This window comes from Actinomadura harenae, from assembly GCF_003696215.1.
GTDB classification, from domain to species: domain Bacteria; phylum Actinomycetota; class Actinomycetes; order Streptosporangiales; family Streptosporangiaceae; genus Spirillospora; species Spirillospora harenae.
Genome location: NZ_RFFG01000061.1, coordinates 26,371 through 48,612 on the forward strand (window position 1 = coordinate 26,371; position 22,242 = coordinate 48,612).

Annotated in this window: 29 protein-coding genes; 3 read left to right on the top strand and 26 right to left on the bottom strand. The window is 71.8% G+C overall.

Translation table 11 applies throughout. The features are described from left to right. Nucleotides 1–2 precede the first annotated feature (2 nt). From EBO15_RS28350 to EBO15_RS28470, 26 genes are all read right to left on the bottom strand, one after another. A complete protein-coding gene (locus EBO15_RS28350) occupies nucleotides 3–980 on the bottom strand; it encodes an HK97 family phage prohead protease (protein WP_122197515.1) in 978 nt (325 codons plus the stop codon). Continuing rightward, nucleotides 977–2,338, bottom strand: coding sequence for a phage portal protein (locus tag EBO15_RS28355; protein ID WP_122197516.1), 1,362 nt, complete (start codon nucleotides 2,336–2,338; stop codon nucleotides 977–979). The genes EBO15_RS28350 and EBO15_RS28355 overlap by 4 nt, the downstream gene beginning before the upstream one ends. Continuing rightward, a complete protein-coding gene (locus EBO15_RS28360; protein WP_122197517.1) occupies nucleotides 2,338–2,604 on the bottom strand; it encodes a hypothetical protein in 267 nt (88 codons plus the stop codon). The genes EBO15_RS28355 and EBO15_RS28360 overlap by 1 nt, the downstream gene beginning before the upstream one ends. Further along, on the bottom strand, nucleotides 2,586–4,091 hold the full coding sequence (locus tag EBO15_RS28365; protein ID WP_199744862.1) for a terminase large subunit: 1,506 nt from the start codon (nucleotides 4,089–4,091) through the stop codon (nucleotides 2,586–2,588). The genes EBO15_RS28360 and EBO15_RS28365 overlap by 19 nt, the downstream gene beginning before the upstream one ends. Then, nucleotides 4,088–4,384, bottom strand: a complete 297-nt coding sequence (locus tag EBO15_RS28370) for a hypothetical protein (RefSeq protein WP_147481688.1) — start codon at nucleotides 4,382–4,384, stop codon at nucleotides 4,088–4,090. The genes EBO15_RS28365 and EBO15_RS28370 overlap by 4 nt, the downstream gene beginning before the upstream one ends. 588 nt (nucleotides 4,385–4,972) lie before the next feature. Further along, entirely contained in the window at nucleotides 4,973–5,722 is a 750-nt protein-coding gene (locus EBO15_RS28375) for a DNA-methyltransferase (RefSeq protein ID WP_122197519.1), read from the bottom strand. 209 nt (nucleotides 5,723–5,931) lie between these two features. Beyond that, the gene (locus EBO15_RS28380; protein WP_122197520.1) at nucleotides 5,932–6,591 is read right to left on the bottom strand and encodes a DUF2637 domain-containing protein; all 660 of its coding nucleotides are present in this window, start codon (nucleotides 6,589–6,591) and stop codon (nucleotides 5,932–5,934) included. 76 nt (nucleotides 6,592–6,667) lie between these two features. Next, the gene (locus EBO15_RS28385; protein WP_122197521.1) at nucleotides 6,668–7,495 is read right to left on the bottom strand and encodes a helix-turn-helix domain-containing protein; all 828 of its coding nucleotides are present in this window, start codon (nucleotides 7,493–7,495) and stop codon (nucleotides 6,668–6,670) included. A 356-nt stretch (nucleotides 7,496–7,851) separates the two neighbouring features. After that, entirely contained in the window at nucleotides 7,852–8,706 is an 855-nt protein-coding gene (locus EBO15_RS28390; RefSeq protein ID WP_122197522.1) for a hypothetical protein, read from the bottom strand. Next, complete coding sequence (locus EBO15_RS28395; RefSeq protein ID WP_122197523.1) at nucleotides 8,703–8,963, bottom strand: hypothetical protein; 261 nt, start codon at nucleotides 8,961–8,963, stop codon at nucleotides 8,703–8,705. Before EBO15_RS28395 ends, EBO15_RS28390 begins: the two co-directional genes overlap by 4 nt. Then, nucleotides 8,960–9,910 (bottom strand): hypothetical protein, encoded by a 951-nt coding sequence (locus EBO15_RS28400; RefSeq protein ID WP_122197524.1) that lies wholly within the window; start codon nucleotides 9,908–9,910, stop codon nucleotides 8,960–8,962. The genes EBO15_RS28395 and EBO15_RS28400 overlap by 4 nt, the downstream gene beginning before the upstream one ends. Nucleotides 9,911–10,754: 844 nt before the next feature. Continuing rightward, nucleotides 10,755–11,609 carry a hypothetical protein gene (locus EBO15_RS28410; protein WP_122197522.1) on the bottom strand — a complete coding sequence of 285 codons (855 nt, stop codon included), beginning with the start codon at nucleotides 11,607–11,609 and terminating at the stop codon, nucleotides 10,755–10,757. Beyond that, complete coding sequence (locus EBO15_RS28415) at nucleotides 11,606–11,866, bottom strand: hypothetical protein (protein WP_122197523.1); 261 nt, start codon at nucleotides 11,864–11,866, stop codon at nucleotides 11,606–11,608. The genes EBO15_RS28410 and EBO15_RS28415 overlap by 4 nt, the downstream gene beginning before the upstream one ends. Continuing rightward, nucleotides 11,863–12,813 (bottom strand): hypothetical protein, encoded by a 951-nt coding sequence (locus tag EBO15_RS28420; protein WP_122197524.1) that lies wholly within the window; start codon nucleotides 12,811–12,813, stop codon nucleotides 11,863–11,865. The genes EBO15_RS28415 and EBO15_RS28420 overlap by 4 nt, the downstream gene beginning before the upstream one ends. Before the next feature lie 12 nt (nucleotides 12,814–12,825). After that, nucleotides 12,826–13,032 carry a hypothetical protein gene (locus EBO15_RS28425; RefSeq protein WP_122197527.1) on the bottom strand — a complete coding sequence of 69 codons (207 nt, stop codon included), beginning with the start codon at nucleotides 13,030–13,032 and terminating at the stop codon, nucleotides 12,826–12,828. Nucleotides 13,033–13,034: 2 nt separating this feature from the next. Next, on the bottom strand, nucleotides 13,035–13,883 hold the full coding sequence (locus EBO15_RS28430; protein ID WP_122197528.1) for a DUF2303 family protein: 849 nt from the start codon (nucleotides 13,881–13,883) through the stop codon (nucleotides 13,035–13,037). Continuing rightward, the gene (locus EBO15_RS28435; RefSeq protein WP_122197529.1) at nucleotides 13,880–14,260 is read right to left on the bottom strand and encodes a hypothetical protein; all 381 of its coding nucleotides are present in this window, start codon (nucleotides 14,258–14,260) and stop codon (nucleotides 13,880–13,882) included. The genes EBO15_RS28430 and EBO15_RS28435 overlap by 4 nt, the downstream gene beginning before the upstream one ends. Then, complete coding sequence (locus EBO15_RS28440; RefSeq protein ID WP_122197530.1) at nucleotides 14,257–14,439, bottom strand: hypothetical protein; 183 nt, start codon at nucleotides 14,437–14,439, stop codon at nucleotides 14,257–14,259. Before EBO15_RS28440 ends, EBO15_RS28435 begins: the two co-directional genes overlap by 4 nt. Then, nucleotides 14,436–14,879, bottom strand: a complete 444-nt coding sequence (locus EBO15_RS28445) for a hypothetical protein (RefSeq protein WP_122197531.1) — start codon at nucleotides 14,877–14,879, stop codon at nucleotides 14,436–14,438. The genes EBO15_RS28440 and EBO15_RS28445 overlap by 4 nt, the downstream gene beginning before the upstream one ends. Beyond that, on the bottom strand, nucleotides 14,876–15,037 hold the full coding sequence (locus EBO15_RS44490; protein WP_158628371.1) for a hypothetical protein: 162 nt from the start codon (nucleotides 15,035–15,037) through the stop codon (nucleotides 14,876–14,878). Before EBO15_RS44490 ends, EBO15_RS28445 begins: the two co-directional genes overlap by 4 nt. Beyond that, nucleotides 15,027–15,536 carry a hypothetical protein gene (locus tag EBO15_RS28450; RefSeq protein ID WP_122197532.1) on the bottom strand — a complete coding sequence of 170 codons (510 nt, stop codon included), beginning with the start codon at nucleotides 15,534–15,536 and terminating at the stop codon, nucleotides 15,027–15,029. Before EBO15_RS28450 ends, EBO15_RS44490 begins: the two co-directional genes overlap by 11 nt. Then, nucleotides 15,529–16,332 (bottom strand): hypothetical protein, encoded by an 804-nt coding sequence (locus EBO15_RS28455; protein WP_147481689.1) that lies wholly within the window; start codon nucleotides 16,330–16,332, stop codon nucleotides 15,529–15,531. The genes EBO15_RS28450 and EBO15_RS28455 overlap by 8 nt, the downstream gene beginning before the upstream one ends. Continuing rightward, nucleotides 16,329–16,496 carry a hypothetical protein gene (locus EBO15_RS44495; RefSeq protein ID WP_158628372.1) on the bottom strand — a complete coding sequence of 56 codons (168 nt, stop codon included), beginning with the start codon at nucleotides 16,494–16,496 and terminating at the stop codon, nucleotides 16,329–16,331. Before EBO15_RS44495 ends, EBO15_RS28455 begins: the two co-directional genes overlap by 4 nt. Further along, nucleotides 16,496–17,383 carry a hypothetical protein gene (locus EBO15_RS28460; RefSeq protein WP_122197534.1) on the bottom strand — a complete coding sequence of 296 codons (888 nt, stop codon included), beginning with the start codon at nucleotides 17,381–17,383 and terminating at the stop codon, nucleotides 16,496–16,498. Before EBO15_RS28460 ends, EBO15_RS44495 begins: the two co-directional genes overlap by 1 nt. Continuing rightward, nucleotides 17,380–18,237, bottom strand: coding sequence for a PD-(D/E)XK nuclease-like domain-containing protein (locus EBO15_RS28465; RefSeq protein WP_199744863.1), 858 nt, complete (start codon nucleotides 18,235–18,237; stop codon nucleotides 17,380–17,382). The genes EBO15_RS28460 and EBO15_RS28465 overlap by 4 nt, the downstream gene beginning before the upstream one ends. A gap of 256 nt (nucleotides 18,238–18,493) precedes the next feature. Next, entirely contained in the window at nucleotides 18,494–18,712 is a 219-nt protein-coding gene (locus EBO15_RS28470) for a helix-turn-helix domain-containing protein (protein WP_122197535.1), read from the bottom strand. Between the two features lie 177 nt (nucleotides 18,713–18,889). Here EBO15_RS28470 and EBO15_RS28475 point away from each other — a divergent pair, with 177 nt between their 5' ends. The 3 genes from EBO15_RS28475 to EBO15_RS28485 all read left to right on the top strand — a co-directional run bounded on the left by EBO15_RS28475 (nucleotide 18,890) and on the right by EBO15_RS28485 (nucleotide 22,123). Then, a complete protein-coding gene (locus tag EBO15_RS28475; protein ID WP_122197536.1) occupies nucleotides 18,890–19,381 on the top strand; it encodes a helix-turn-helix domain-containing protein in 492 nt (163 codons plus the stop codon). Nucleotides 19,382–19,539: 158 nt separating this feature from the next. Beyond that, on the top strand, nucleotides 19,540–20,724 hold the full coding sequence (locus tag EBO15_RS28480; RefSeq protein ID WP_122197537.1) for a hypothetical protein: 1,185 nt from the start codon (nucleotides 19,540–19,542) through the stop codon (nucleotides 20,722–20,724). 16 nt (nucleotides 20,725–20,740) lie between these two features. Further along, nucleotides 20,741–22,123: a tyrosine-type recombinase/integrase gene (locus tag EBO15_RS28485; RefSeq protein ID WP_122197538.1), complete on the top strand. Its 1,383-nt coding sequence runs from the start codon at nucleotides 20,741–20,743 to the stop codon at nucleotides 22,121–22,123. Nucleotides 22,124–22,242: the final 119 nt, after the last annotated feature.

Consider the following 22,242-nt stretch of genomic DNA (forward strand, 5'->3'; position numbering starts at 1 on the left):
GTCTACTCCTTGATGGACGCGAGCACGTCGTCCATGAGGGCGCCGATCTCTCGGATGTCGCCCCGCAGGCGGGTGGCTCGTGGGGTCGGGGTGTCCGACGGGTGCCCATCGGCAGGCGGCGCGTCGGTGGTCGCGGGCGGGTGGCCGTCGTCGGCCGGCGCGCCCTGCGAGCGGTCTTCGGGTTCGGACGAGCGTCCGGTGACGGGCGTCTCGGTGGACGTCCGGGTCTGGTCGAACAGCAGGACCTTGGCGACGTCGCGGCGAACGTCCGGGTCGTCCAGGTCGTCGGCGTCGGCGGCGGGCACCTGGGGCGCCTGGCGGGCCAGCGCGGCGCGGACCTCGCGGCGCAGCTGGTCGTCGCCGCGGATCTCGGCGGCCAGGGACCGGGCCCGCACGTCCACGGAGGTCTGTTCGTAGGCGGGGAACACCACCGGCCCGAGTTCGTGCAGCTTGACCTCGATGAGGGTTCGGGTCAACGGGCCGCGGTCGCCCGGGTCCCAGAGCAGCGAAGAGAGCTCGTCTGGCTTGACCAGCTTGCCCGCCGCGTCGCGCCATTCCTCGCGCACCACCGAGAACCGGAAGGACATGCCGGTCACGGTGCGGTCGGCGATCGCGTCGCGGATCGGCTCCATCAGCCAGTTGTCGCTGATCCGGCCGAGCACCTGGAGCCCGTGGTCGTCCTCGGCGAGCTCGTCGATCCGGCCGATCGGGATGGAGCCGATCAGCGGGTGCCGCCCGTGGTCGAACTGCATGACCGGGGTCCGCTCGCGGATGCTCTTGCGGAACGCGCCCTTGCGGATCTCCTCGTTGAACGTGCCTTCCCAAGAGTCAATCAGGGTCGGCGCGTCGAACACCGCGGCGTAGCCGTCGAGGGTGCGGCCGTCGCCCGCCGCGTCGTCGGGATTGGCGGCGGTGTCGCGCAGCGCGAACGAGGCCGTCCTGGTCAGGTTCTCCCGCGGTGCGGTCACTAGTGCGCTCACTGCGCGGTCCCTTCCTGTCCGTTGGTCGGCGGCGGGTTCGGGTCGGTCGACCCAGGCGCCTGCAGCTGCACGCTGAACAGCCCGGTGTGCTCCAGCAGCGACTCGTCTCCGGCCTGCAGCGCGCGGACGGCCGATTCGGGGGTGTATCCGGCGTCGATGTAGGCACGCAGCGTCTGCGCGCGGGTCTGCTGGATCTGCGCCTCGTCCTTGGAGTCCTCGCGCAGGGCCGGGACGTCGCGGGCGTCGTACCAGAGCCGGGAGCCTGGTGGGGTGGGGATGATCTGGCGGAGGCTTCCGGCGGCGTTGGCCCACAGCGGGTGGAGGGTCATGTCGGCGAACCGGCGCCGGGCGGCTGAGAAGTTCCCGGCGTTCAGGCTGGAGCCCTGCAGGCCCTCGGAGAAGCCGACGATCACCGGCGGGACACCGGCCGCCGCCGCCAGGCGGGTTTCGCCGCGGCCCTGGACGGCGGTGAACGCCATCTGCTCCATGTTCGTGCCGACCACGGTGACGTCCGCGCCGCCGCCCAGGTGCAGGGTCCGGTAGGCGTTCTCGGCGCCTGCATGGCCTTCGTCGATGATCTTCTTGAATTCGCGGAACTTGTCCGGGGTGACGGTCGGGTCGTACCGGACGACCATGTTCGGGGTTGCGGCGTTCTCGAAGAACTTGGCCTGGTGGCGACCCATGAGGCGGTCGTTGAGCAGCTCCCGGATGACCGGGGTCAGCCACGACATGCCGCGGTAGGTCGCCAGCGGGTCTTGGATCGGCGCGAAGTGGCACACCTCGTTCGGCAGCAGCGGGACGGGCTCGCCGCCCTGGCCGTAGCCGCCCTCGGTGTAGAGGTAGCCGATCCGGCGGTAGCCGAGGATCCCGCCGCGGAAGCGGCGCGGCTCCAGGACGATGTCGACCCAGTCGGGGCGCAGCCGGACCAACTGGCCTTCCTGCGCGGTCCAGTAGCTGTTCCCGGCGAGGTCGGCGTCCTGGATCATGCGGATCAGTAGGTCCTGGGTGGTGCCGCCCGGCCACGGCTCCTCGACCAGGCTCAGCGCCTGCGTGCCGAACAGCTCCGACGGGCGACCGCCGACCAGCCGCTGGAACTGGAACCGGATCGCCGAGAACACCAGCATCCGCACGGCCATCAGCGCGAACACCGGCCCGTTCGAGGCGTAGGCGGTGGTCGCGTACCCGACGAGGTCGTTGGGTGCCCGCTCGGCTGGTTCCCCGGCGATGGAGTAGGTGACCCCGCCGTTGTAGCCGTTGACGTAGCTCTGCACGGCCTGGGCGTAGTCGTCGATCGTGCTGATCGACCGCTGCGACGAACGGTCGGCGCGAGCGGCGGCGATCCGTTCCACCAGGCCCATCAACGCACCTCGTCCGCGGGCGGGGCCGGGGCGGACGCCTGGCGGGTGCGGTGGCCGTCGTGCCAGCCGACCACGAGCGCGGCCCAAGTCCACAGCGTCGCCGTCACCATGACTCCGGCCAGCCATCCCAGCAGGTACGGCACCAGCGCCAGCACGGTCAGCAGCAGCCGCGCCAGATCCGGCGCCGTGGTCCGGATCGCACGGTCAGTGATGCGGCCCACGTTGCGTGCCAGCGGGGACGAGTTCGTCATGACCATGCTGCCCACGGCTCCACGGGTGCCTCCTCGCGAGGTCGAGTCGTCCAGCCCCAGCGGGCCAGGGTGATTGCCACCAGCGGGGAGATGTCCACGCTCACGCCGCGCCGGTCCCACGCCCACGCGTCTCCCAGGCGCCGGCGAGCCGCGCCGGCCAGGGCGGAGTTCAGCGACGGGTGCGGGACGTGGTGGGCGGTCGGGGCCCAGTCGGCCGGGGCGTTCGGCGGCCGGACGATCGCGTCGTACAGTGCGCCGGTCGCTGCGGCGGCGTCTCGGGCTCCCGTGAGCGTCAGCTCGACGCCAGCGTCTTCCAGGTCGGCGACCAGTGACCCGGCCGGGCCTGCGGGGTCCAGGACGACGGCGCAGGGCGACCACCGGTCGTCCAGCTGCTTGAGCCGCTCGACGACCCAGCCGGTCCCGGACCGATGGTCGACGAGCTCCAGGTGCGTGCCACCGTCCTCGCGCTGCCCGGCGATCGCGATCGCGGCGGCGGACCGGTCGGGGGTGACGTCGACCGCGAACGCGACGGGGTCCAGCGCGTGCGAGGCCGGGTCGGCGGTCGCCGTCCACGCGGCTTCGCTGATGACGGCCCAGCCGCCGCCCGTCACCGGGTAGTTCCCGACCGACAGGCGCTCGCGGGCGAACCCACGCGGCGACATCGACGAGCGCTCGGTGCCGATGTGCTCGGCGCTGATCCGGATGCCGAGGCCGGGATTGGTGCGGGCCCAGACCTGCGGGTCGGCGGGGTCGTCGTGGTCGGTGCAGTCCTTGCGGCACAGGTCGGTGCACAGCGCCGCCGACCACTCGAAGTAGGCCAGCCGTGCGGCCTTCTCCCCGCCGGTCAGGGCGCGTTCGCGGACCCGGGCGATCTGGTCGCAGGGCGCCATGTCCTTGTCGGGCGCGGAGCAGCCGTACCAGAGCTGCGGGTTCGGCCGCGCGCTCATCGTCGGCATCATCGCATCGACCGGGCCGTTGCCCAGGTGCTGCGCCTCGTCCCAGATGTTGCAGTCGCCGGAGAAGCCTCGCCCGGAACCACCGGACCGTGCGAAGAACCGCAGCCGCTGGCCCGTGACCAGGGTGATCCCCTCGTCGCCCTTCGACCGCGAGACCGCCTTGACGCGTTTGCGCAGGTGCGCCGTTCCCGCGATCAGCTCCTCGATGCGCTTGAACATCTCCTGCGCGGTCTTGAACTCGTGCGCCGAGTACATGATCAGCCGCTCGCCGAGCACGAACAGCCCGCCCAGACACCGCGCCTCGAAGATCGCGCCCTTGCCGTTCTGCCGCGCCACCATCACCGCGGCCTCGAACGCCGCCCATCGGCCGTCGGCGCGCTCGCCCAGGCCGTCGCGCAACACCAGACGCTGCCAGGGGTCCAGGTGCAGGCCCGCGCTGTCGGCGAGCGCGCACACCTCGGGCCCGGCCGACGACACATACGTCGGAGCGACGTGGACCGTCGGCTCCTGCAGGCCCACCAGCGGCGGCTCCTGGAGGACCGTCACGGCATCCCCGCGGCGCGGCGCCGCTGCTCGCGCTGCGCGGCCAGCTCGTCCACCGCGTCATCGGAGTCGGCCGGCGGCGCGAGCTTGCGCAGATCCGACAGCAGCGCCCGGAGCTGCCCGTGGAGCATCGCCGCGGCCGATGCCCGGACATCCCCGGCGTCCAGGCGGCGGGCGAGGTCGAGGGCCGACGCACCCTCGGCCGAGTCGACCAGGCCCCAGCCGATGAGTTGCTCCCGGACGGCGTCCTCCAGGGCGCTGCTCGGGACGACCTGCGTCGGCTTCCGCGAGGCCATGATCACCCCCGATCGTCACGGCGCGTGAGCGAATGCCGGAAGGCGTGCCCGGCGGCTTCAGAACGCAGGGAGAGAAAAGGGAGGATGCGTGTGGGGTCACCCGGGGTCGTGTCGATCCCGTTGAAACCCCTCCCCCCGGCCACCCGGAGTAGCCGCAGGTCAGGGGCGGGATTGCAGGCGGCTGCCGAGGTGCCGGTTGGTGCGGCTGGTCGTCACCAGGGCCGCGAGGACGGCGCGGCGGGCGTGTGCGGACGGTCGCCCTTCGACTGGTTACAGCAACGTCCGCACGTTCGGCACCGGGAGTGCGCTCCGTGGGCGGGTCGCATGTGCTCGGGGTCGTCGGGGTTCAGCCCCAGAGCTCGGAGGACTCGGATCGGTGGTTCGTGGTCAACGTCGCCTGCACCTTCGTGCCCGCACAACCAGCACACGGTCGACACGGCGAGTACTTCGGCACGGGCACGACGGTAGGGGCGACCCTTGCGACCGGCGGAGGCGGACACGTTCACCTCCGGACATGCACCAGGCCCGACGTATCGCCGGGCCTGAATCACTCATCTGATCAAAGATTAGCGTTCGCGCAGGCCACGCTCAAGCGCCAGCCTCCGTGCTGGCATCGGCGAGGCGTTCCCGTGCGACCTGGGCGTAGTGCGGGGTGACTTCGACCCCGACGAACCCGCGGCCCTCGGCCAGCGCGGCAACGCCTGTGGATCCGGCTCCCGCGAACGGGTCCAGCACGGTGCCGTCGGGCGGGCACACCTTCACCAGTTCCTGCATGACCGCGACCGGCTTCTGGGTGATGTGCTGCCGCTTCTTTCCCGACGGTTGGGACCCCTGCAGCAGGCCCGGCAGGTACACCGGGTCGGGGTGGCGGGCCAGCGGCCCGTGGCTCCCCCACAGCACGTACTCGCAGGAGCGCCTGAACCCGTCACGTTGCGGGCGGGTGTTCGGCTTGAACCACGGGATCACGCCGCGCCATGTCCAGCCCGCGGCCTGCAGCGCGTCGGAGACGGCGGGCAGCTGCCGGAAGTCGCTGAACACCAGCGCGGACGCGCCCGGCCGGGAGACCCGCAGGCACTCGGACAGGACCAGGGTCATCCAGTAGCCGAAGGACCGCTGGTCGCGGTTCTCCCCGGCGAAGTCGGCGAGGGTGTGCTTGACGTTGCTTCCGACGTACTTGCCGCGGGCGGTTTGGTTGACGCGCTGGCTGGTGGCGGTGCCGCCGGAGTTGTAGGGCGGGTCGGTGATCACGCAGTCGACGGACGCGTCGGGCAGGGTCGGCAGGACGGCGAGCGCGTCGCCGTTGTGCAGGGTCCAGGTCGGGCTGGTTGGGCAGGTCATGTTGGTTCTCCCCGGGTCGCATGCACGCGCTTGTGGGCGGGTGAGCAAGTCGTGTGGGTGGCCGGGGGGCGGCTTCCCGGGGGTGACGTGGCCTCAGCAACCCCCCGGTTTTGCTGAGGCCACGTCGAGAAACGCGAAAGGCCCGGCGGCGAACCGCTGGGCCTAAATCACGTATCTGATCACAAACTACCGTTTGCCCAGCTCGTTGATCAACCGGCAACCTGTGAGCGCGCTTCAGCGAGGGCCATCTGCCAGGCGCGGACGGACCGGCCCTTGGGGTCCCGGCCGGCCAGCTCGACCCCGGTCACGGCCCGCGGGTCGGGGGCGTCAGCGAGCGCCTGGGCGGCAACGTCGACCAGGGCGCGCGACACGCGGTACCGGCGGCGTGGCTGCGCGGACTCGTCCGCCTGGTGCTCGTCCGCCTCGGCCGGGGTCGGCACGCGGTATCCGGCGGCCAGGTGCAACGCGAGGGCGACTAGGGCGGTAGGGACCAGGCTGACGCCGACGGTGACCGGCCACCCGCGGTGGAGCACGCCGCCGTCGATCAGGTGCCAGCACACGTTCAGGCCGGCGGAGAAGGCGATGCCGACCAGAACCTGGTGGGCCATGCGGGCGCGGTCGGCGCCGCGCGTGCGGGAGTACAGCCAGGTGGCCAGGGCTGCGTAGGTCTCGACGGCGACTGGCAGCAGCCACGCGTAGGGGCCGTGCCAGCCTGCGGTGTCGGCGATGCGGCGCTGGCCGTCCAGCGACAGCACACCGGCGGCGGCCACGATGACGGTCACGGCCGCGGCAACCAGGCGCTGTCCGTCGAGCCGGCTGGTCGTCGTGGGTGTCTTGGTCGGGGCGGGGATAGCGTGGGGGGTAGCCATCTGGAGCCTCTTTCTCCGGGTGTCGAGGGCCTCGGTCGGCGGTCGCGCGCTGGCCGGGGCCCGATGCGTGAACGGGTCAGGCGGCGCAGACGGCGCGGCAGTCGCCGCACAGGCCGTCCGGCGTGGAGGTGCGGAGCGGGCGCGCGCAGTCGCTGCATTCGGTCCAGCGTGCGGCGGCGGGCGAGGTCGCGATCTCAATGCGGGGCCGGGGCGCGGCCGAGGTGGACGCGTGCAGGGCGCGGACGGTCGCGGCGGCCGTCCAAACCGGGAGGTGCTCGGCGAGGCGGTGCCGGATCAGCGCGGCGGCCGAGCGGATTTCGCCGGGCAGGTTCGCGGTCAGGGCCCGGCAGATCTCGGCGGGCTCGACGACGGCGAGCGCCTGGTCGACGAGCGCGGCGAGCGCGGGCAGTGCCGTCGCGCCGACGGTCAGCCGGGGCTCGGTGGCGGCGACGTCGAGGAGAACGCGCGTTCCGGCGGTCACCGCGTCGAGCGACGGCGCGGCGGCCGGGCGCGTCGGCTTCGGAGCGCACGGCGCGGCCGGTTCGTCCTCGGGCTCGGACGGGTGCGCCGGTTCGGGCGTGCTCTCGGCCGGTGCGGGGGACGCTTCGGGCGCAGCTGCGGGCGCTTCGGGCGAAACACGCAGGTCAGCGGCGGGGACGTCGCGCATGGTGGTGACCGTGGAGATCCGGTTGTGCGGCCCCCGGACGCGCTGGCGGGTGAGGTATCCGGCGTTCTCCAGTTCCCGCAGCGCGCGGCTGATGGCGATCTCACCGGCGGGCAGCCGGGCGGCAAGGGCCCGGATGGAGATGTCGGTCCCGTCGGGCAGGGACAGCAGGTAGGCGGCCAGGCCGCGGGCCTGCAGCGACAGCGTGGCGTGCTGGGTCAGCGCGTTCGGCAGGATCACAAAGTGGGATCGGTGCTCGGTCCGGATCCGGAGCATCCCGCGGCGGGGCGGGGCAGAGGGTGACGGCGTTGACGCCGTCGCGATAGCATCGCGGGCAACCACGGGGGACTCCAACCAGTCTTCTGTGGCCAGACCCTCAGCGGTGTTGTTAGCACCGGCTGGGGGTCGTTTCGTTTATGGGGTTGTGGGTCGAGACCATACACCGTTCCGCCCACGAAGCAAGCACCTCGTTCACCGAACGCCAACGGTTCGGTAGGAGGTTCTTTCCCGACTTCCTTTCCAAGATCACGTGGCGCGCCACTGTGCGGCGAACCGGGTCGCGGGTTTCCACGACCCGGCGCGAACTGGACGAACTGCTACGCCGAACGCTCAGCGCGGCGCGCGGCTGCCGCGGCGACCGCGTCGGCGACGTCGGCGAGCCTGTACAGCGGCCGGCCCCGTCCGTCCCGGCCGTGCGGGACGATCTGCCCGCGGTGGCCGTAGCCGCGGATCATCTCCGGCGTCACCTCATGGCCAAGGCCGGTGAGGGCGCGCGCGAGGTCGGCGGCCGTCGCGAGGGTGTCCTCGGCAGCTTCGAGCAGCCGCCGGCGCCGCCACCGGACATCCCAGCGGGTTCCGCACTCCGGGCACGTCACGGCCGCGGCGTCCGGCCGCGCGTACAGGTCGACGTCGCAGTCGGTCCCGTCGTCGAGGCCCGCGCCGCACTGGCCGACGTACCGCCGTTCCGGCGGCCGGTCCACAAGGCGCTGAGCCGCCCATACGGCGGCGGTGATCTCGTCCCACAGTTCCTCAGCCACGGGCAGGCGGACGATGCGATCTACGCGGGCTCGGAGCCAGACGGCGCAGGCGCTGGCCGTTCGACCGGCGAGCGGGCGCATCAGGCGGCACGAGGCGTGCGTACACCGTTCGCATAGCGGCCCGATCCGGCGCGGCTCGGCGGGCCGCAGCTCGTCCACCCAGGCCGTCAATGTCGAGGCCAGCACGCGGCTGGCCTCGCTGGCGTGCGGAGCGTAGGGCAGCGAGGTCTCGGCCGAGCGGGCGCCACCACTGGAACCGGTGCGGGTCTGCCGGGAGAGCACCAGGTCAAGCTGGGCGACGAGCCAGGGGACGGCGGTGAGCGCGCGCTCAAGGTCGGCCTCGCAGGCGCCGCAGATCGTCGCGCCGCGGGTCGGGCGTCCGCAGCCGCTGATCGGGCACGGGATGGTGCTCAATGGGCCTCCTCGACTCGACGGCCGGTGTTGCGGGACGGGCGGGGCAGGTCGGGCAGCTCGCGGCGGAGCCGCCGCATGCTCTTGGAGCGGTCGGCCAGGTGTCGGTGGACTTCGGGCCGGCAGTTGGGGCATGGGGCGGCGTAGGCGGTGCCGTCGTCGCGGGTGCGGTCGAGCCAGCCGTCGACGCAGGCGTGGTGGGTGCAGCGGCAGACGGTGGGCCAGGGGCACAGGATGTGGGGGGCGTCGTCGTCGATCACGGCTCGTCCTCGGGCTCGGTGGTGCGTGCGGCGGCGAGGGCCTGGCGGACGGCGCTTGCGCCGCGGCTGGTGATGGCGTCCTGGTCGGGTCCGGGCTCGCGGTCGAGCAGCCCGTTGCGGACGGGCGGCGGCTCGTACGGCGGTGGCGGCCCGTCGTCGGGCCCGCCGCCGGCGGGGGTGGTGGTGCCGGGCGGCGGGGTGTCCATGACGGCGGCGACGATGTCGGCCAGGTCCCCCTCGGTCATGGCCGCGAGGTAGGGGACGAGGTGTTCGATCGGTCGGGGCGCGCGGGTCTGGACGGCTTCGAGGACCTGTGACGCTTCGTGGTCGGTCAGGCGGTAGCGGTCTCGGAGCCAGCGGGCGGCGTTGTGCGTACGCGCGCGTGGACTGATCCCTTCCTTTCCCTTCCTTTCCTTTCCTTTCCCCACGGGAGCCTTCCGGGAGGACTCCGGGAGCGTTCCGGGAGGGCTCCCGGAGGTGCTTTCTTCCCGACTGTCCGATTCTCGGGCCACTTCGGATGCTTCTTGTGGATAACTCTCCCCAGGGTTATCCACAGGATGACTGTCACTCTTCGTGTTCAAATCCGGGGCGGTGCGGGCGGACAAGCTGCGGTCTGCGGTGGGCGGCGGCAGCTTGGACGGCGTCGGCTTGCTGATCTTCTGATGCTCGTGCCAGCCGACCACCGCCAGGAACCGGCGTCCGGCAACCTCGTAGCGAACGATGCGGCCGTGCTCGGCGAGGACGGCCAGGTCGTCCTCGACGTCCTGCAGCGACACCGGGTCGAGGGGCCACAGCGCCGCCTTGATGAGCTTCACGTTGTCCTTGGCGCGGCCCTGGTCGTCGCAGTGCGTCCAGAGACCGATCCACGTCAGGCGCGCACGCAATGGCAACGCCGCGACGTCCTCGGATGCGAAGAACCCCGGCTTGATGGCGCGGATGCGGGGCAAGGCGACTCCAGATCAGAAGAGGGTGGGTGTGGAGATGTCGGCGGTGTCTGCTGCCGAGGCGACGAGGGTGGTAGTGACCGTCCCGCCAGCGCCCCGGGTCCACTGCAGGGCGCTGGACCGATCCAGTTCGCAGGCGAGGATCGCGCGGTACCCGTGCGGGCCCCGGCCCTCGTACAAGACGACGGCGGCCGGGGCGTAGCAGCGGGCGCAGCGGGCGAAACACGCAGGTCAGCGGCGGGGACGTCGCGCATGGTGGTGACCGTGGAGATCCGGTTGTGCGGCCCCCGGACGCGCTGGCGGGTGAGGTATCCGGCGTTCTCCAGTTCCCGCAGCGCGCGGCTGATGGCGATCTCACCGGCGGGCAGCCGGGCGGCAAGGGCCCGGATGGAGATGTCGGTCCCGTCGGGCAGGGACAGCAGGTAGGCGGCCAGGCCGCGGGCCTGCAGCGACAGCGTGGCGTGCTGGGTCAGCGCGTTCGGCAGGATCACAAAGTGGGATCGGTGCTCGGTCCGGATCCGGAGCATCCCGCGGCGGGGCGGGGCAGAGGGTGACGGCGTTGACGCCGTCGCGATAGCATCGCGGGCAACCACGGGGGACTCCAACCAGTCTTCTGTGGCCAGACCCTCAGCGGTGTTGTTAGCACCGGCTGGGGGTCGTTTCGTTTATGGGGTTGTGGGTCGAGACCATACACCGTTCCGCCCACGAAGCAAGCACCTCGTTCACCGAACGCCAACGGTTCGGTAGGAGGTTCTTTCCCGACTTCCTTTCCAAGATCACGTGGCGCGCCACTGTGCGGCGAACCGGGTCGCGGGTTTCCACGACCCGGCGCGAACTGGACGAACTGCTACGCCGAACGCTCAGCGCGGCGCGCGGCTGCCGCGGCGACCGCGTCGGCGACGTCGGCGAGCCTGTACAGCGGCCGGCCCCGTCCGTCCCGGCCGTGCGGGACGATCTGCCCGCGGTGGCCGTAGCCGCGGATCATCTCCGGCGTCACCTCATGGCCAAGGCCGGTGAGGGCGCGCGCGAGGTCGGCGGCCGTCGCGAGGGTGTCCTCGGCAGCTTCGAGCAGCCGCCGGCGCCGCCACCGGACATCCCAGCGGGTTCCGCACTCCGGGCACGTCACGGCCGCGGCGTCCGGCCGCGCGTACAGGTCGACGTCGCAGTCGGTCCCGTCGTCGAGGCCCGCGCCGCACTGGCCGACGTACCGCCGTTCCGGCGGCCGGTCCACAAGGCGCTGAGCCGCCCATACGGCGGCGGTGATCTCGTCCCACAGTTCCTCAGCCACGGGCAGGCGGACGATGCGATCTACGCGGGCTCGGAGCCAGACGGCGCAGGCGCTGGCCGTTCGACCGGCGAGCGGGCGCATCAGGCGGCACGAGGCGTGCGTACACCGTTCGCATAGCGGCCCGATCCGGCGCGGCTCGGCGGGCCGCAGCTCGTCCACCCAGGCCGTCAATGTCGAGGCCAGCACGCGGCTGGCCTCGCTGGCGTGCGGAGCGTAGGGCAGCGAGGTCTCGGCCGAGCGGGCGCCACCACTGGAACCGGTGCGGGTCTGCCGGGAGAGCACCAGGTCAAGCTGGGCGACGAGCCAGGGGACGGCGGTGAGCGCGCGCTCAAGGTCGGCCTCGCAGGCGCCGCAGATCGTCGCGCCGCGGGTCGGGCGTCCGCAGCCGCTGATCGGGCACGGGATGGTGCTCAATGGGCCTCCTCGACTCGACGGCCGGTGTTGCGGGACGGGCGGGGCAGGTCGGGCAGCTCGCGGCGGAGCCGCCGCATGCTCTTGGAGCGGTCGGCCAGGTGTCGGTGGACTTCGGGCCGGCAGTTGGGGCATGGGGCGGCGTAGGCGGTGCCGTCGTCGCGGGTGCGGTCGAGCCAGCCGTCGACGCAGGCGTGGTGGGTGCAGCGGCAGACGGTGGGCCAGGGGCACAGGATGTGGGGGGCGTCGTCGTCGATCACGGCTCGTCCTCGGGCTCGGTGGTGCGTGCGGCGGCGAGGGCCTGGCGGACGGCGCTTGCGCCGCGGCTGGTGATGGCGTCCTGGTCGGGTCCGGGCTCGCGGTCGAGCAGCCCGTTGCGGACGGGCGGCGGCTCGTACGGCGGTGGCGGCCCGTCGTCGGGCCCGCCGCCGGCGGGGGTGGTGGTGCCGGGCGGCGGGGTGTCCATGACGGCGGCGACGATGTCGGCCAGGTCCCCCTCGGTCATGGCCGCGAGGTAGGGGACGAGGTGTTCGATCGGTCGGGGCGCGCGGGTCTGGACGGCTTCGAGGACCTGTGACGCTTCGTGGTCGGTCAGGCGGTAGCGGTCTCGGAGCCAGCGGGCGGCGTTGTGCGTACGCGCGCGTGGACTGATCCCTTCCTTTCCCTTCCTTTCCTTTCCTTTCCCCACGGGAGCCTTCCGGGAGGACTCCGGGAGCGTTCCGGGAGGGCTCCCGGAGGTGCTTTCTTCCCGACTGTCCGATTCTCGGGCCACTTCGGATGCTTCTTGTGGATAACTCTCCCCAGGGTTATCCACAGGATGACTGTCACTCTTCGTGTTCAAATCCGGGGCGGTGCGGGCGGACAAGCTGCGGTCTGCGGTGGGCGGCGGCAGCTTGGACGGCGTCGGCTTGCTGATCTTCTGATGCTCGTGCCAGCCGACCACCGCCAGGAACCGGCGTCCGGCAACCTCGTAGCGAACGATGCGGCCGTGCTCGGCGAGGACGGCCAGGTCGTCCTCGACGTCCTGCAGCGACACCGGGTCGAGGGGCCACAGCGCCGCCTTGATGAGCTTCACGTTGTCCTTGGCGCGGCCCTGGTCGTCGCAGTGCGTCCAGAGACCGATCCACGTCAGGCGCGCACGCAATGGCAACGCCGCGACGTCCTCGGATGCGAAGAACCCCGGCTTGATGGCGCGGATGCGGGGCAAGGCGACTCCAGATCAGAAGAGGGTGGGTGTGGAGATGTCGGCGGTGTCTGCTGCCGAGGCGACGAGGGTGGTAGTGACCGTCCCGCCAGCGCCCCGGGTCCACTGCAGGGCGCTGGACCGATCCAGTTCGCAGGCGAGGATCGCGCGGTACCCGTGCGGGCCCCGGCCCTCGTACAAGACGACGGCGGCCGGGGCGTAGCAGCGGGCGCAGCGGGCCACGGTCAGGCGGTCGCCGGACGGCCGCGCATGATCGCGGCGCCGGTGGCCTCCTCGACCTTGGTCACGACGGTCTTGACGGCGTCGCGGATGACGTCCTCGGGCCGGTCGAGGATCGCCATCAAGCGGAGCTTGCCGCCCTCGATGCGGTGCCGGAACCGGGCCTCGATGCGGTACGGGTCGACGTCGTCGAACGGCGCGAGCGCGAGCGCGAACACGCGCGGGACGGCCATGTCGCCCTTCGCGCCGCCGCTGGCGTCGGTGGTCTCCTCGTACTTCAGCCGGATGTCGCCGGAGGCGGAGACGACTCCGGAGGAGAACGCGACGCGGGTGCGGGCCTGGAAGGTCTGCGCGATCTCCAGCATCTGCGCGGCAGGCACCGGGTCGGGGGCGATGTCGAGGAGGTTGTCCTCGAGGAACTCGGCGAACTCGACCTGCGGGATCAGCCGCCGGTTGATCGACGCCCACCGGGCCCACGCCTCGGTCGGGGTCAGCTCCAGCACCAGGCGGTGAGCGGCCCAGCGGGGTTCGTCGGGCTCGTGGGCATCCAGGACGGCGGTGATGGCGCCCCGGTCGAGGTCGGCGTACACCTCCGATGACTCGTCGCTGTGCTTGGCGTAGAACTGCGCGAAGCTCGCGATGTCGCGGACGACGGTCGTGCCCTGCTTGCGGCGGGGACGGTCAGCGCGGCGGGCGTACTGCTCGTCGTCCAGGTCGACGATGCGGAGCCCTTCAGGCGTGTGGAAGACGGCCAGCTCACCGCCCGTGCGGGTGTCGAGCAGCGCGGGACCGGCGGCCTGCCGCGCCTGCTCGACGACGGCGTCGTTCTCGGTGCGGCTCTCGGGAATGCTCATGCCTGCTTCAGGTCCTTGGTGTCGGGGGTGGTCGGGCGGGTGACCTCGCGCAGCGAGATCTTCAACTGGCGGGGGTCTTCGCGCAGGAGGTTGCCGTGCTCGTCGGAGAAGAAGACGGCGCTGGTGGGCTCGCCCGCGGGCGGCTTGGCCTCGGCCTTGGCCGACACGACCAAGGCGTTGCTGTCGCCCTTCATGGGCTGGATCTCGACGCGCAGGGAGAAGGTGCCCTTCTTCCCGCGTTCCTGGACGGCGCGGACCAGGTCCTGCAGCAGGACGGCGGCCTGGTCGATGACCGACCCGCGGCCGAGGTCGCGCAGGATGTCGGCGAACGGCCGGACCTGGATCTCGCCGGTCTCGGTATCGATGGGGATGGTCACGAGCGCTCTCCGTTCGGGGCGGGGGTGTGGGTGTCTTTGAGGTGCCGGTCGGCGACGCGCTCGACGTCGCGGAGGGACTCGGACATGCCGACGAGGTGGTTGGCGCCGCAGGCTGGATCACGGCACACGGCCAGCCACGTCCCGCGCAGGCTCTGGACGACGGGCCAGGTCGTGCTCACGCCGGTACCTCCGCGGAGTCGCCGAATCCGGCGTGCCGGGCCAGCGTGACGGCGTCGGCGAGCACCAGGCGGACGGGGCAGTCGTGGTCGACCGGGCCGCCGCGCAGCAGGGGGCTGTTGGCGGGCAGGACGGCCCACCAGCGGCCCGCGTTCGGCGCGCCGACTCCGCGCCGCTGGACGACCAGGACGCCGACGGCCGCGCGCGCGTTGGCGCGCTCGACCTCGGTCTCGACCATCCAGCGGGCGATGTCATTGTCGGAGGCGTTGCGGGCCATGTCGCCGCCCTTGACCTCCCAGGCGATGCCGGGGGTTCCGGTGATGTCGCCTGCGTCGTCCCGGCCACGCAGCGCCCGGCGTTCGGCGGACGGCCAGCCGTGCCCCCGCAGGTACCGGACGACGGCCGTTTCGGCGGCGGTGCCGCGCTGCTTGGGCTTGTTCACCGCCCACCGCCGCTGGTGTCCTCGGGTCGATCAGGGCGGGGCCGGGGGCGTCCGGCGGCGCGTCCGAGGCCGATGACGAACACCAGCAGGACGGCGCAGACGGAGCAGGCGAGCGCGAGCCACAGCGGCCACGGGACGCTGGTCAGGTCAGCGGGCATCGACGGCCTCCCGCGGGGCCGGACGGCACAGCGCGCATTCGGCGTCGCCGTCCTGGAAGCAGGCGATCAGGCACTTCCAGCAGCCGCGCCCGGTCGGGCCGGCCTCGCCCTCATGGTGGACCGGCGCGTGCTGGCAGCGCAGGCACAGCCGTCCGGCGGCCAGTTCAACGTCGCGGACCTCGTTGAGGCGCTCGGCGTGGTCGGCGGCGGCCAGCAGCCGCGCGGCGTACACGCGGGCGTGCTCGGGGGTGCCCGTTCCGGCCTCGCGCCGGACCATGCCCCAGTACGCGGTCGGCGCGCCGAGCTGGTCCGGGTCGTACTCGACCCGCGGCACCACCCAGACCCCGCGGGCGTCCAGCTGCGCGCGGAGCTGATCCCGCTCGGCCTTGAACGCGTTGCGCTGCCGGATGGTGATGGTGGCCTTGGCGCGGGCGGCGTCCAGGTCGGCGCGCAGCCGAGCGATCAGCTCGCCAACGGGCTCGTCGGAGATGTCAGGCACGCTCGACCTCCCCGGCGTCGAGCTGGACCAGGCCGTCGTGGACGCGCTCCAGCAGCGCGGAGTCGGCCGGCGGCTGGGCCGAGCCGTCCGGGAGGCGTTGCATCATCGGCTGGGCGTAGCGGGCCGGGTCGGCACCGGGCGCGCACTCCTCCTGGTGGCTGGTGACGTGCAGCCACCTCCCGTTCGGGGAGGACAGCGTCAGCGGAACGTCGCAGTTCCGGCACTCGATGGCGGACGGAGGCGGGTCGCTCGGGGTGGGCGGCTGCGCGGTCTTGGGGGTGCGGGTGTGGGCCGACACCGACACCGGGACGTCGCAGACCAGCGCGGCCACCCACACCCGGGTCAGGCCGGGTGTGATCTCGGCGCTGTGGGTCTCGGCGGACTCCAGGTACTCCCGCCACTTCTCCACGGCCTGGGCGTCCTGGTCGGTGTAGGTGTGGACCAGCAGTCCCTCCAGGCCGTTCTCGGTGACCTCCCAGCGGGAGACCTCCGGCAGCCAGGTCCGGCTCGCCAGCAGATTCAGCACCTCGGCGGCCTGCTGCTGCAGCTCGCGACCGATCAGCGCGACGCGGACCTTCCTGCTGGCCGGCAGGAACCACGTTCCGGCGGTGCCGGTCTGGTCGTCGCGGTAGTCGACGCGGACGTGCGGGCCGTAGTCGATCGGGTCGGCGGTGATCAGCCACTCGCCCAGCTCGTCGGGCTGGTAGGTGCGCAGCCGGTAGTCCGGCCACTCCAGTACCAGGCTCCCGGCCCCCAGCTCCAACGGCTTGCGCTGAACGCTCGTACGATGGGTCATGGTCGGTGACTCCCTAGTTGTTGACCTGCGCGCCGCCCCGGGGTCCAGCCGAGGCGGCGCTTCTGCTTCATCAGGTGATGGATCAGGTCGAGCGCAGGCCGCGGCCGGACGGTGGCCGCGTGGGCGGCCAGGACGGCGCGCAGCTTCCGCTCGTAGTCGGTCATCAGCCCGCGCGTCCGCTCACGGCGTCGGCCTGCGCGGCGGCCTCGGCATCCGGGGCGGACGGCGGCGCGGCGTTGCGGGCGGCGAGAATCTCCTCGGCGGTCGCGGGGGCGACGGGGAACTCGTCGTCGATGGTGGTCTCGCGGCGCGACAGCGACCGGAACACGACCTCCAGGCGGGCGATGTCGGCCCCCGTCCACTTCGTGCGCGGCTTACCGACCTTGGCCTCAAGCCGAGCGGCGGTGATGCCCTGCTGGCCGAACGCGTCGACGGCCTCGGCAACGCGCTGCTCCAGCGACGTCCCGTTGCCCTGCTCCAGGGTCTGCGAGCACGTCTGCTTGGCGTCCTCGATCAGCCAGGACGGCAGCACCGCGAAAATTGCTTCACGCAGGCGCCGCGATCCGTTGTTGGCGTTGTTCTCGTAGATGTCGCGCAGGTCGATGAGCGGTTTGCGGCCCTTCTTGGTGTCCCTGGCGTGGGGGACGATGAAGGTCTGCGAGGCGCGCGTGTTGGTCTCGACGTCCCAGGCCCAGGCGAGGATCTCCGACTCGCCGGCGACGTCGTCGCGGCGCAGCTCGTTGACGCCGTACTGGATGTTGCCCCAGCAGCGGGCCAACTCGCGGGCCAGGTAGATGCTCTCCCCGTTGACGGTGCCGTCGCCGCGCGGGAAGGAGTAGAAGGCGCGCTCGGCGAACGTCGGCTTGGTGCAGACCTGCCGGATCGCCTCCTGCGCGGCGGCGATATTGCGGGGCGACTCGCGCGCCAGCAGCACCGAGGCATGGACCTCGGCGACGGCGCGGGACTGCTCCACGGCGGTCGCCTGCCCGACACGGGCGGGCGACGGCGGCGTCGGCAGCGCGACGCGGTCAAGCTGGTTCCCCGTCTTCATGACGTGACCTCCTGCAGAAAGCGGTTCTCGGCCCAGCCGGGAAGGCCGACGGGCTCGATCCCGTCGACGTAGGCGGGCCAGGTGTCGGTGGCTCGGCAGCGCGCGTACAGCTCCAGCGCCTTGCGGTTCTCGTGCCGTCCCGCGTCGAGGGCGAGTTGGTTGAGCTGCACGGGCGTCACCAGGTACGGCTCCGTCTTCTCCTGAACCACCAGGAAGAACGCGACCTCGGCGGCTAGGCCCAGGGCGATCACCCCGTCGCCGTACCAAGCGCCCTGGCCGTGGTAGCCGTAGTTCGCGATGGCCTTACTGATCGCGGCGGGGTGCGCCGACTCGCTGGTCTTGTAGTCGGCCAGGTACATCAGCCCCGTCGGCTCGGGCCTCGCCAGCCAGTCGACCAGCGCCCGACGCCACACCGCCGTGGGGCCGTCGCGCCAGATCAGGGTCTGCTCGGCTCGGCCAGGGCCGCCGAGCAGCGCCGACGCCAGCTCATGCCTGCGCAGCGCGTCCGCCATCGCGTGAACGGCCGCAAAGTCCTTCGACAACAGCGGGACGGCGCCCCGAGCCCGCGCCTCGTCGCGCTCGTCCTGCGCCGCCTTGGTCCGCCAGTCCTTCGCCTCGACCTCGACCAGCTCGGGCCCAACGCCGAGGACCAGGCGGTGCGCGGCCGTCCCCAGGTCCATCGAGGCCGTTGAGGCCCGCGGGTGGTCCAGCTCGTACCGGAATCGCGCCGGGCAGGTCGCCAGCAGCCGCCGCGCGCCGGACGACGACAGCGACCCGCCGGCCACCGGATCGGCGTGATAGACCTCAGCGTCCAGGTCGTACACGCCCGGTTTGAAGATCGGGAGGTCCGTCACCGGGCGCTCCGCGATGTTGACCGTCGCCTGTGTTCGCTGACGGGACGGGTGGCGCCGGCCTCCGCGATCTCGCGGATGTCGGCGTCCGAGAACCGTAGGTACCTGCCGACGTAGGTCGCGGGGATCAGCCCGGCAGCGGCGCGCTTCTCCAGCCACGAGGCGGCGACCTTGAGACGAACGCCAGCCTCAGCTGCGGTGTAGAGCTGGGGCGCTCCGCAGCGGCTGCAGGCCGAGTCCGTCGAGGCCGTCCGGGCGGTCACTTCGCGCCGCCGACGGTCACGGGCTGGTGGGCCTGCTGAACGATCTCGTCCAGGTGGGCCCTGCTGAAGCGGATGAGCTTGCCGAAGCGCCAGTGCGGGATCTGCTTGGCGCGGGCATGGGAGGTCAGCCAATGCGCGGTGAGTCCGGTGATCGTGGCGGCCTCGGCCGCTTTGTAGAGACGCGGAGGCTCACCGCTGGTGTGCAAGTGCGTCATGATCAGGGACTGTAACGAGCCATCACCGATTTTTACAAGTAACGATCGGTGATTCTCCAGATTCAAAGATCAGTTGCTCACTAAAGCACGTGAAGACTCGCCAAAGTCCGTTTTCAGAGCTACAGTCCGGGGGAGCGCCTCGCCGAGACGTGGCCCGCCCACCTGAGGACAGGACCCATGGACGAGCACCCTTACTCACCCGCCGACTACGCCCGCCTGGGCGAAGCGGTACACCGCCGTCGCCGCGACATGGACATGAACCAGGCTGACGTACAAGAGGCCGGCGGCCCGTCGATCTCGATGCTCTCCAAGATCGAGAACGGCACACTCCGGCCAGGAAGACGCGTGGTCATCGCCCTGGAGAACGTCCTGCTGTGGGACCACGGCAGCGTCGAGCAGATCCTCCAAGGCGGCCAGCCCACCCTGACCGTCCTGCGCCCGGTCACCGGATCGGGCCCCGACAGCAGCGTCACCGACTACCCCGACTTCGTTGGCGGCGACCCCTTCTACCAGCACATCTGGAATTTCGAAGGCGTGCCAGAGGACGAACGGGAGTACGCCATCCTGCGCGTTGAGCTGCGCAGGATGGAGAAGGAGAAGCGGCTACTCCGGCAAGCGCCGCAGCATCGTGCTGCGCGCGCGAGCGGGCAGTACCCGTCCGGCCGCTGACGCGGCCACGCGCACAACTGATCAGCCTGCGCGAGCGGGCTTGATCCCCAAAACAGCGGGACCGGGGGCGGCGACGCATAGGGGACACGGGGATGCGCGATCCCTACCAGCACGACGGCAGCAGCGAGGCAAGGGAGGCCGCAGAACGAGAAGCGCGCTTGCGGCGCCGCATCGCAGAGCTTGAAGAGAACCTCGAACCGTACGTGCCTCCCGAGCTGGAGACTCTGCTCTCCGGCGGCGAGCCCTGGCGAACGGGGTGGGTGCCGCTCGACGATGGGCAGCGCGTCCTGGTCACGGTCGGCGGCGACGCCGACACGACCACCGCCGAGGAGATCTACGGCTACCTGACGGCGGTCACGGCCGCCCGCACCCAGCCGCCGACGAACGTCGGCCCGATCGCACCTGCCGCGCTGCCGCGCCCGCTCGCCGGATACGTGCTCGACCGCGCGGACACGACGCGCCTGGTGGTCGGGCAGTGGCTCGGCACCGAAACGCGCGTGGTCGTCCGGAAGCTGCGCCGCGCCTGGATCGACCACAACCCGGGCCGGAAGTTGTGGAGCATCGTCCTGCTGCCGCTCCTGCTGATGATGCGGTGGGGGCGGGACCTGTCCATGACCGGTCCGGCCCTGGCGACACCGACGACCGTGTTCGCGTCCACGGCCGCGCCGCTCGCGACGGCCGCCGCCGTCATCACCGGCCCCTACGTCGCACAGGACCTGGCGTGGTGGCATACCGCCGTCCCACCCCAAGCCGTTTCCTCGGCCAACACCACGACGGAAGTCGGCCAGCTCAACCAGGAACAACCGCTCCGCCTGCAGATCCCGCAGCGCCCGGACGCTCCGACGGCTCGCGACCACGCCTCAGACGAGACGGGGCCACCCCCCACGCCGCCCGGACCGACGGATCCCCTCGCCAAGCCGACGCCGCCGACGCCCGTCCCGACCATGCCGACGCCGAGCCCGACCCCCACGACGCCGACCCCCGATCCGATCCCCCCGAGCACCACGCCGACGACACCCACCAGCCCGCCGCACTCCACCCCGCCCGCGCCGCCGACGTCCCCGCCCGTAGACCCGAGCCCTGCACCGACCTCCCCAGACCCGGCGAAGCAGCCGCCGACCAACGACCAGGCCCCGGCGCCCGCCGCGACCCCGCCCACCGACGGCCCGATCCTCGACCAACCCGCTCCCGCACCTGACCCCGCACCGGCGCCCGACACGGGCGCGCCCGCCCCGCCGGACGCCCAGGCCGAGCCCGAACCGGCCGACGCCCCCCGCACCGATCCGGCTCCCGATCCCGATCCTGACCCGAGCAGCGACGACGACCCCGACAACGACGCCTAACCCCCTGGAGGTGCCCATGGCATGGGCAGAGCGATACGGCAAGCAGGGCAAATGGAGGGCGCGCTACACGAAGCCGGACGGAACGACCGGCAGCGAGCCCGGATTCCGCACCAAGCGGGCTGCGGAGTCCTGGGGGAACGCCGAGGAAGAGAAGATGAAGGGCGGCGACTGGGCTGACCCGAAGCTCCTCGGCACTCCCTTCGAGACCTGGGCCGAGGAGTGGTACGAGGCGCAGGACTTGGCCGAGACCACCATGTCGAACTACCGGTCGACGCTCGACAGCATGATCCTGCCCCACTGGGTGGGCTGGGGGACCGGGTCGATCAAGCCGATCAACATCGCCGGGTGGACGAAGAAGCTGCGCGCCGAGGGCTACAAGCCGTCCTCGATCGCCACCGCACACGCGCGGATGTACACCCTCATGGAAGACGCGGTGGACAACGGCTATGCGCGCAAGAACCCCTGCGACCACAAGCGGAAACGGGGTAAGCGGTCTGACAACGCGCCGACCTCCTCCGAGGAAGAGGTGTGGACGACCCCGCTGGGAGCGCTGCTGGTCGCCGAACGGTGTGGCGTCCTCGGCGGACGCGACGAGGATTTCCTGTTCCCGCTCACGATCGCCTACACGGGGATGCGCTTGGGGGAGGCGATCGGCCTGGAGAAGCGCTACGCGCGGGCCAAGCTCCACGGGCTCATCCGGGTCGAGTGGCAGCTCGTGGAGGTCCGCGGGCACTTCTACCGGCGGCCGCCCAAGGGGGACGGCCGGCGCGACATCCAGCTGCCGCCGTTCCTGGTCGACCTGATCGCCGACCAGATCGCGGCCATCGACAAGAACTTCTGCGCCTGCGACGAGCCGCACGACGACCGGCCGCGCGAGTACACCTTCCTCGGTCCCGGCTCCGGGCACCACCGGCGCTCCAACTACTACCGCCGCCAGTTCACCCCCGCGGTTGAGGGGATGCGGCCGGTGCGCGACGGTGAGCGGGCCCCGGTGTACGTCTCCTATGAGGAGAGCAGCTGGCCCGGCGCCCCGGTCGTGGGCCGGAACAGCGCCGGGCGCGCCGAGGCCGCCTGGCTGCCCGTCGAACCTGGCCTGACCCCGCACGGTCTTCGGCACAGCCACAAGACGTGGATGCTCGAAGACCACATTCCGGAGATCGCGCAGTTCGAGCGTCTCGGGCACACGATGGGCGGTATCCGCGGGGTCTACTCGCACGCGTCCGACGACATGCGCCAGGCCATCCTGACCGGGCTTCAGCGGCGCTGGGAGGAGTCGCTGAGCGCGCGGGCGGCGATCAGCCCACGGTCGGCCGTCCCGCTGTTGGACCGGCTGCTGCGCGAGCACCAGGCGGCCGCGCATCTGAAGGGTTCAGTGGCGGAAATCGCGAAGGCCGGGTGACATTGGGGAAATGATCTCCACTATTCCCCCACTCAACGCGAAAACCCGCCGGTGATCCGGCGGGTTTTGGCTGGTGGGCGTACCAGGACTTGAACCTGGGGCCTCATCCTTATCAGGGA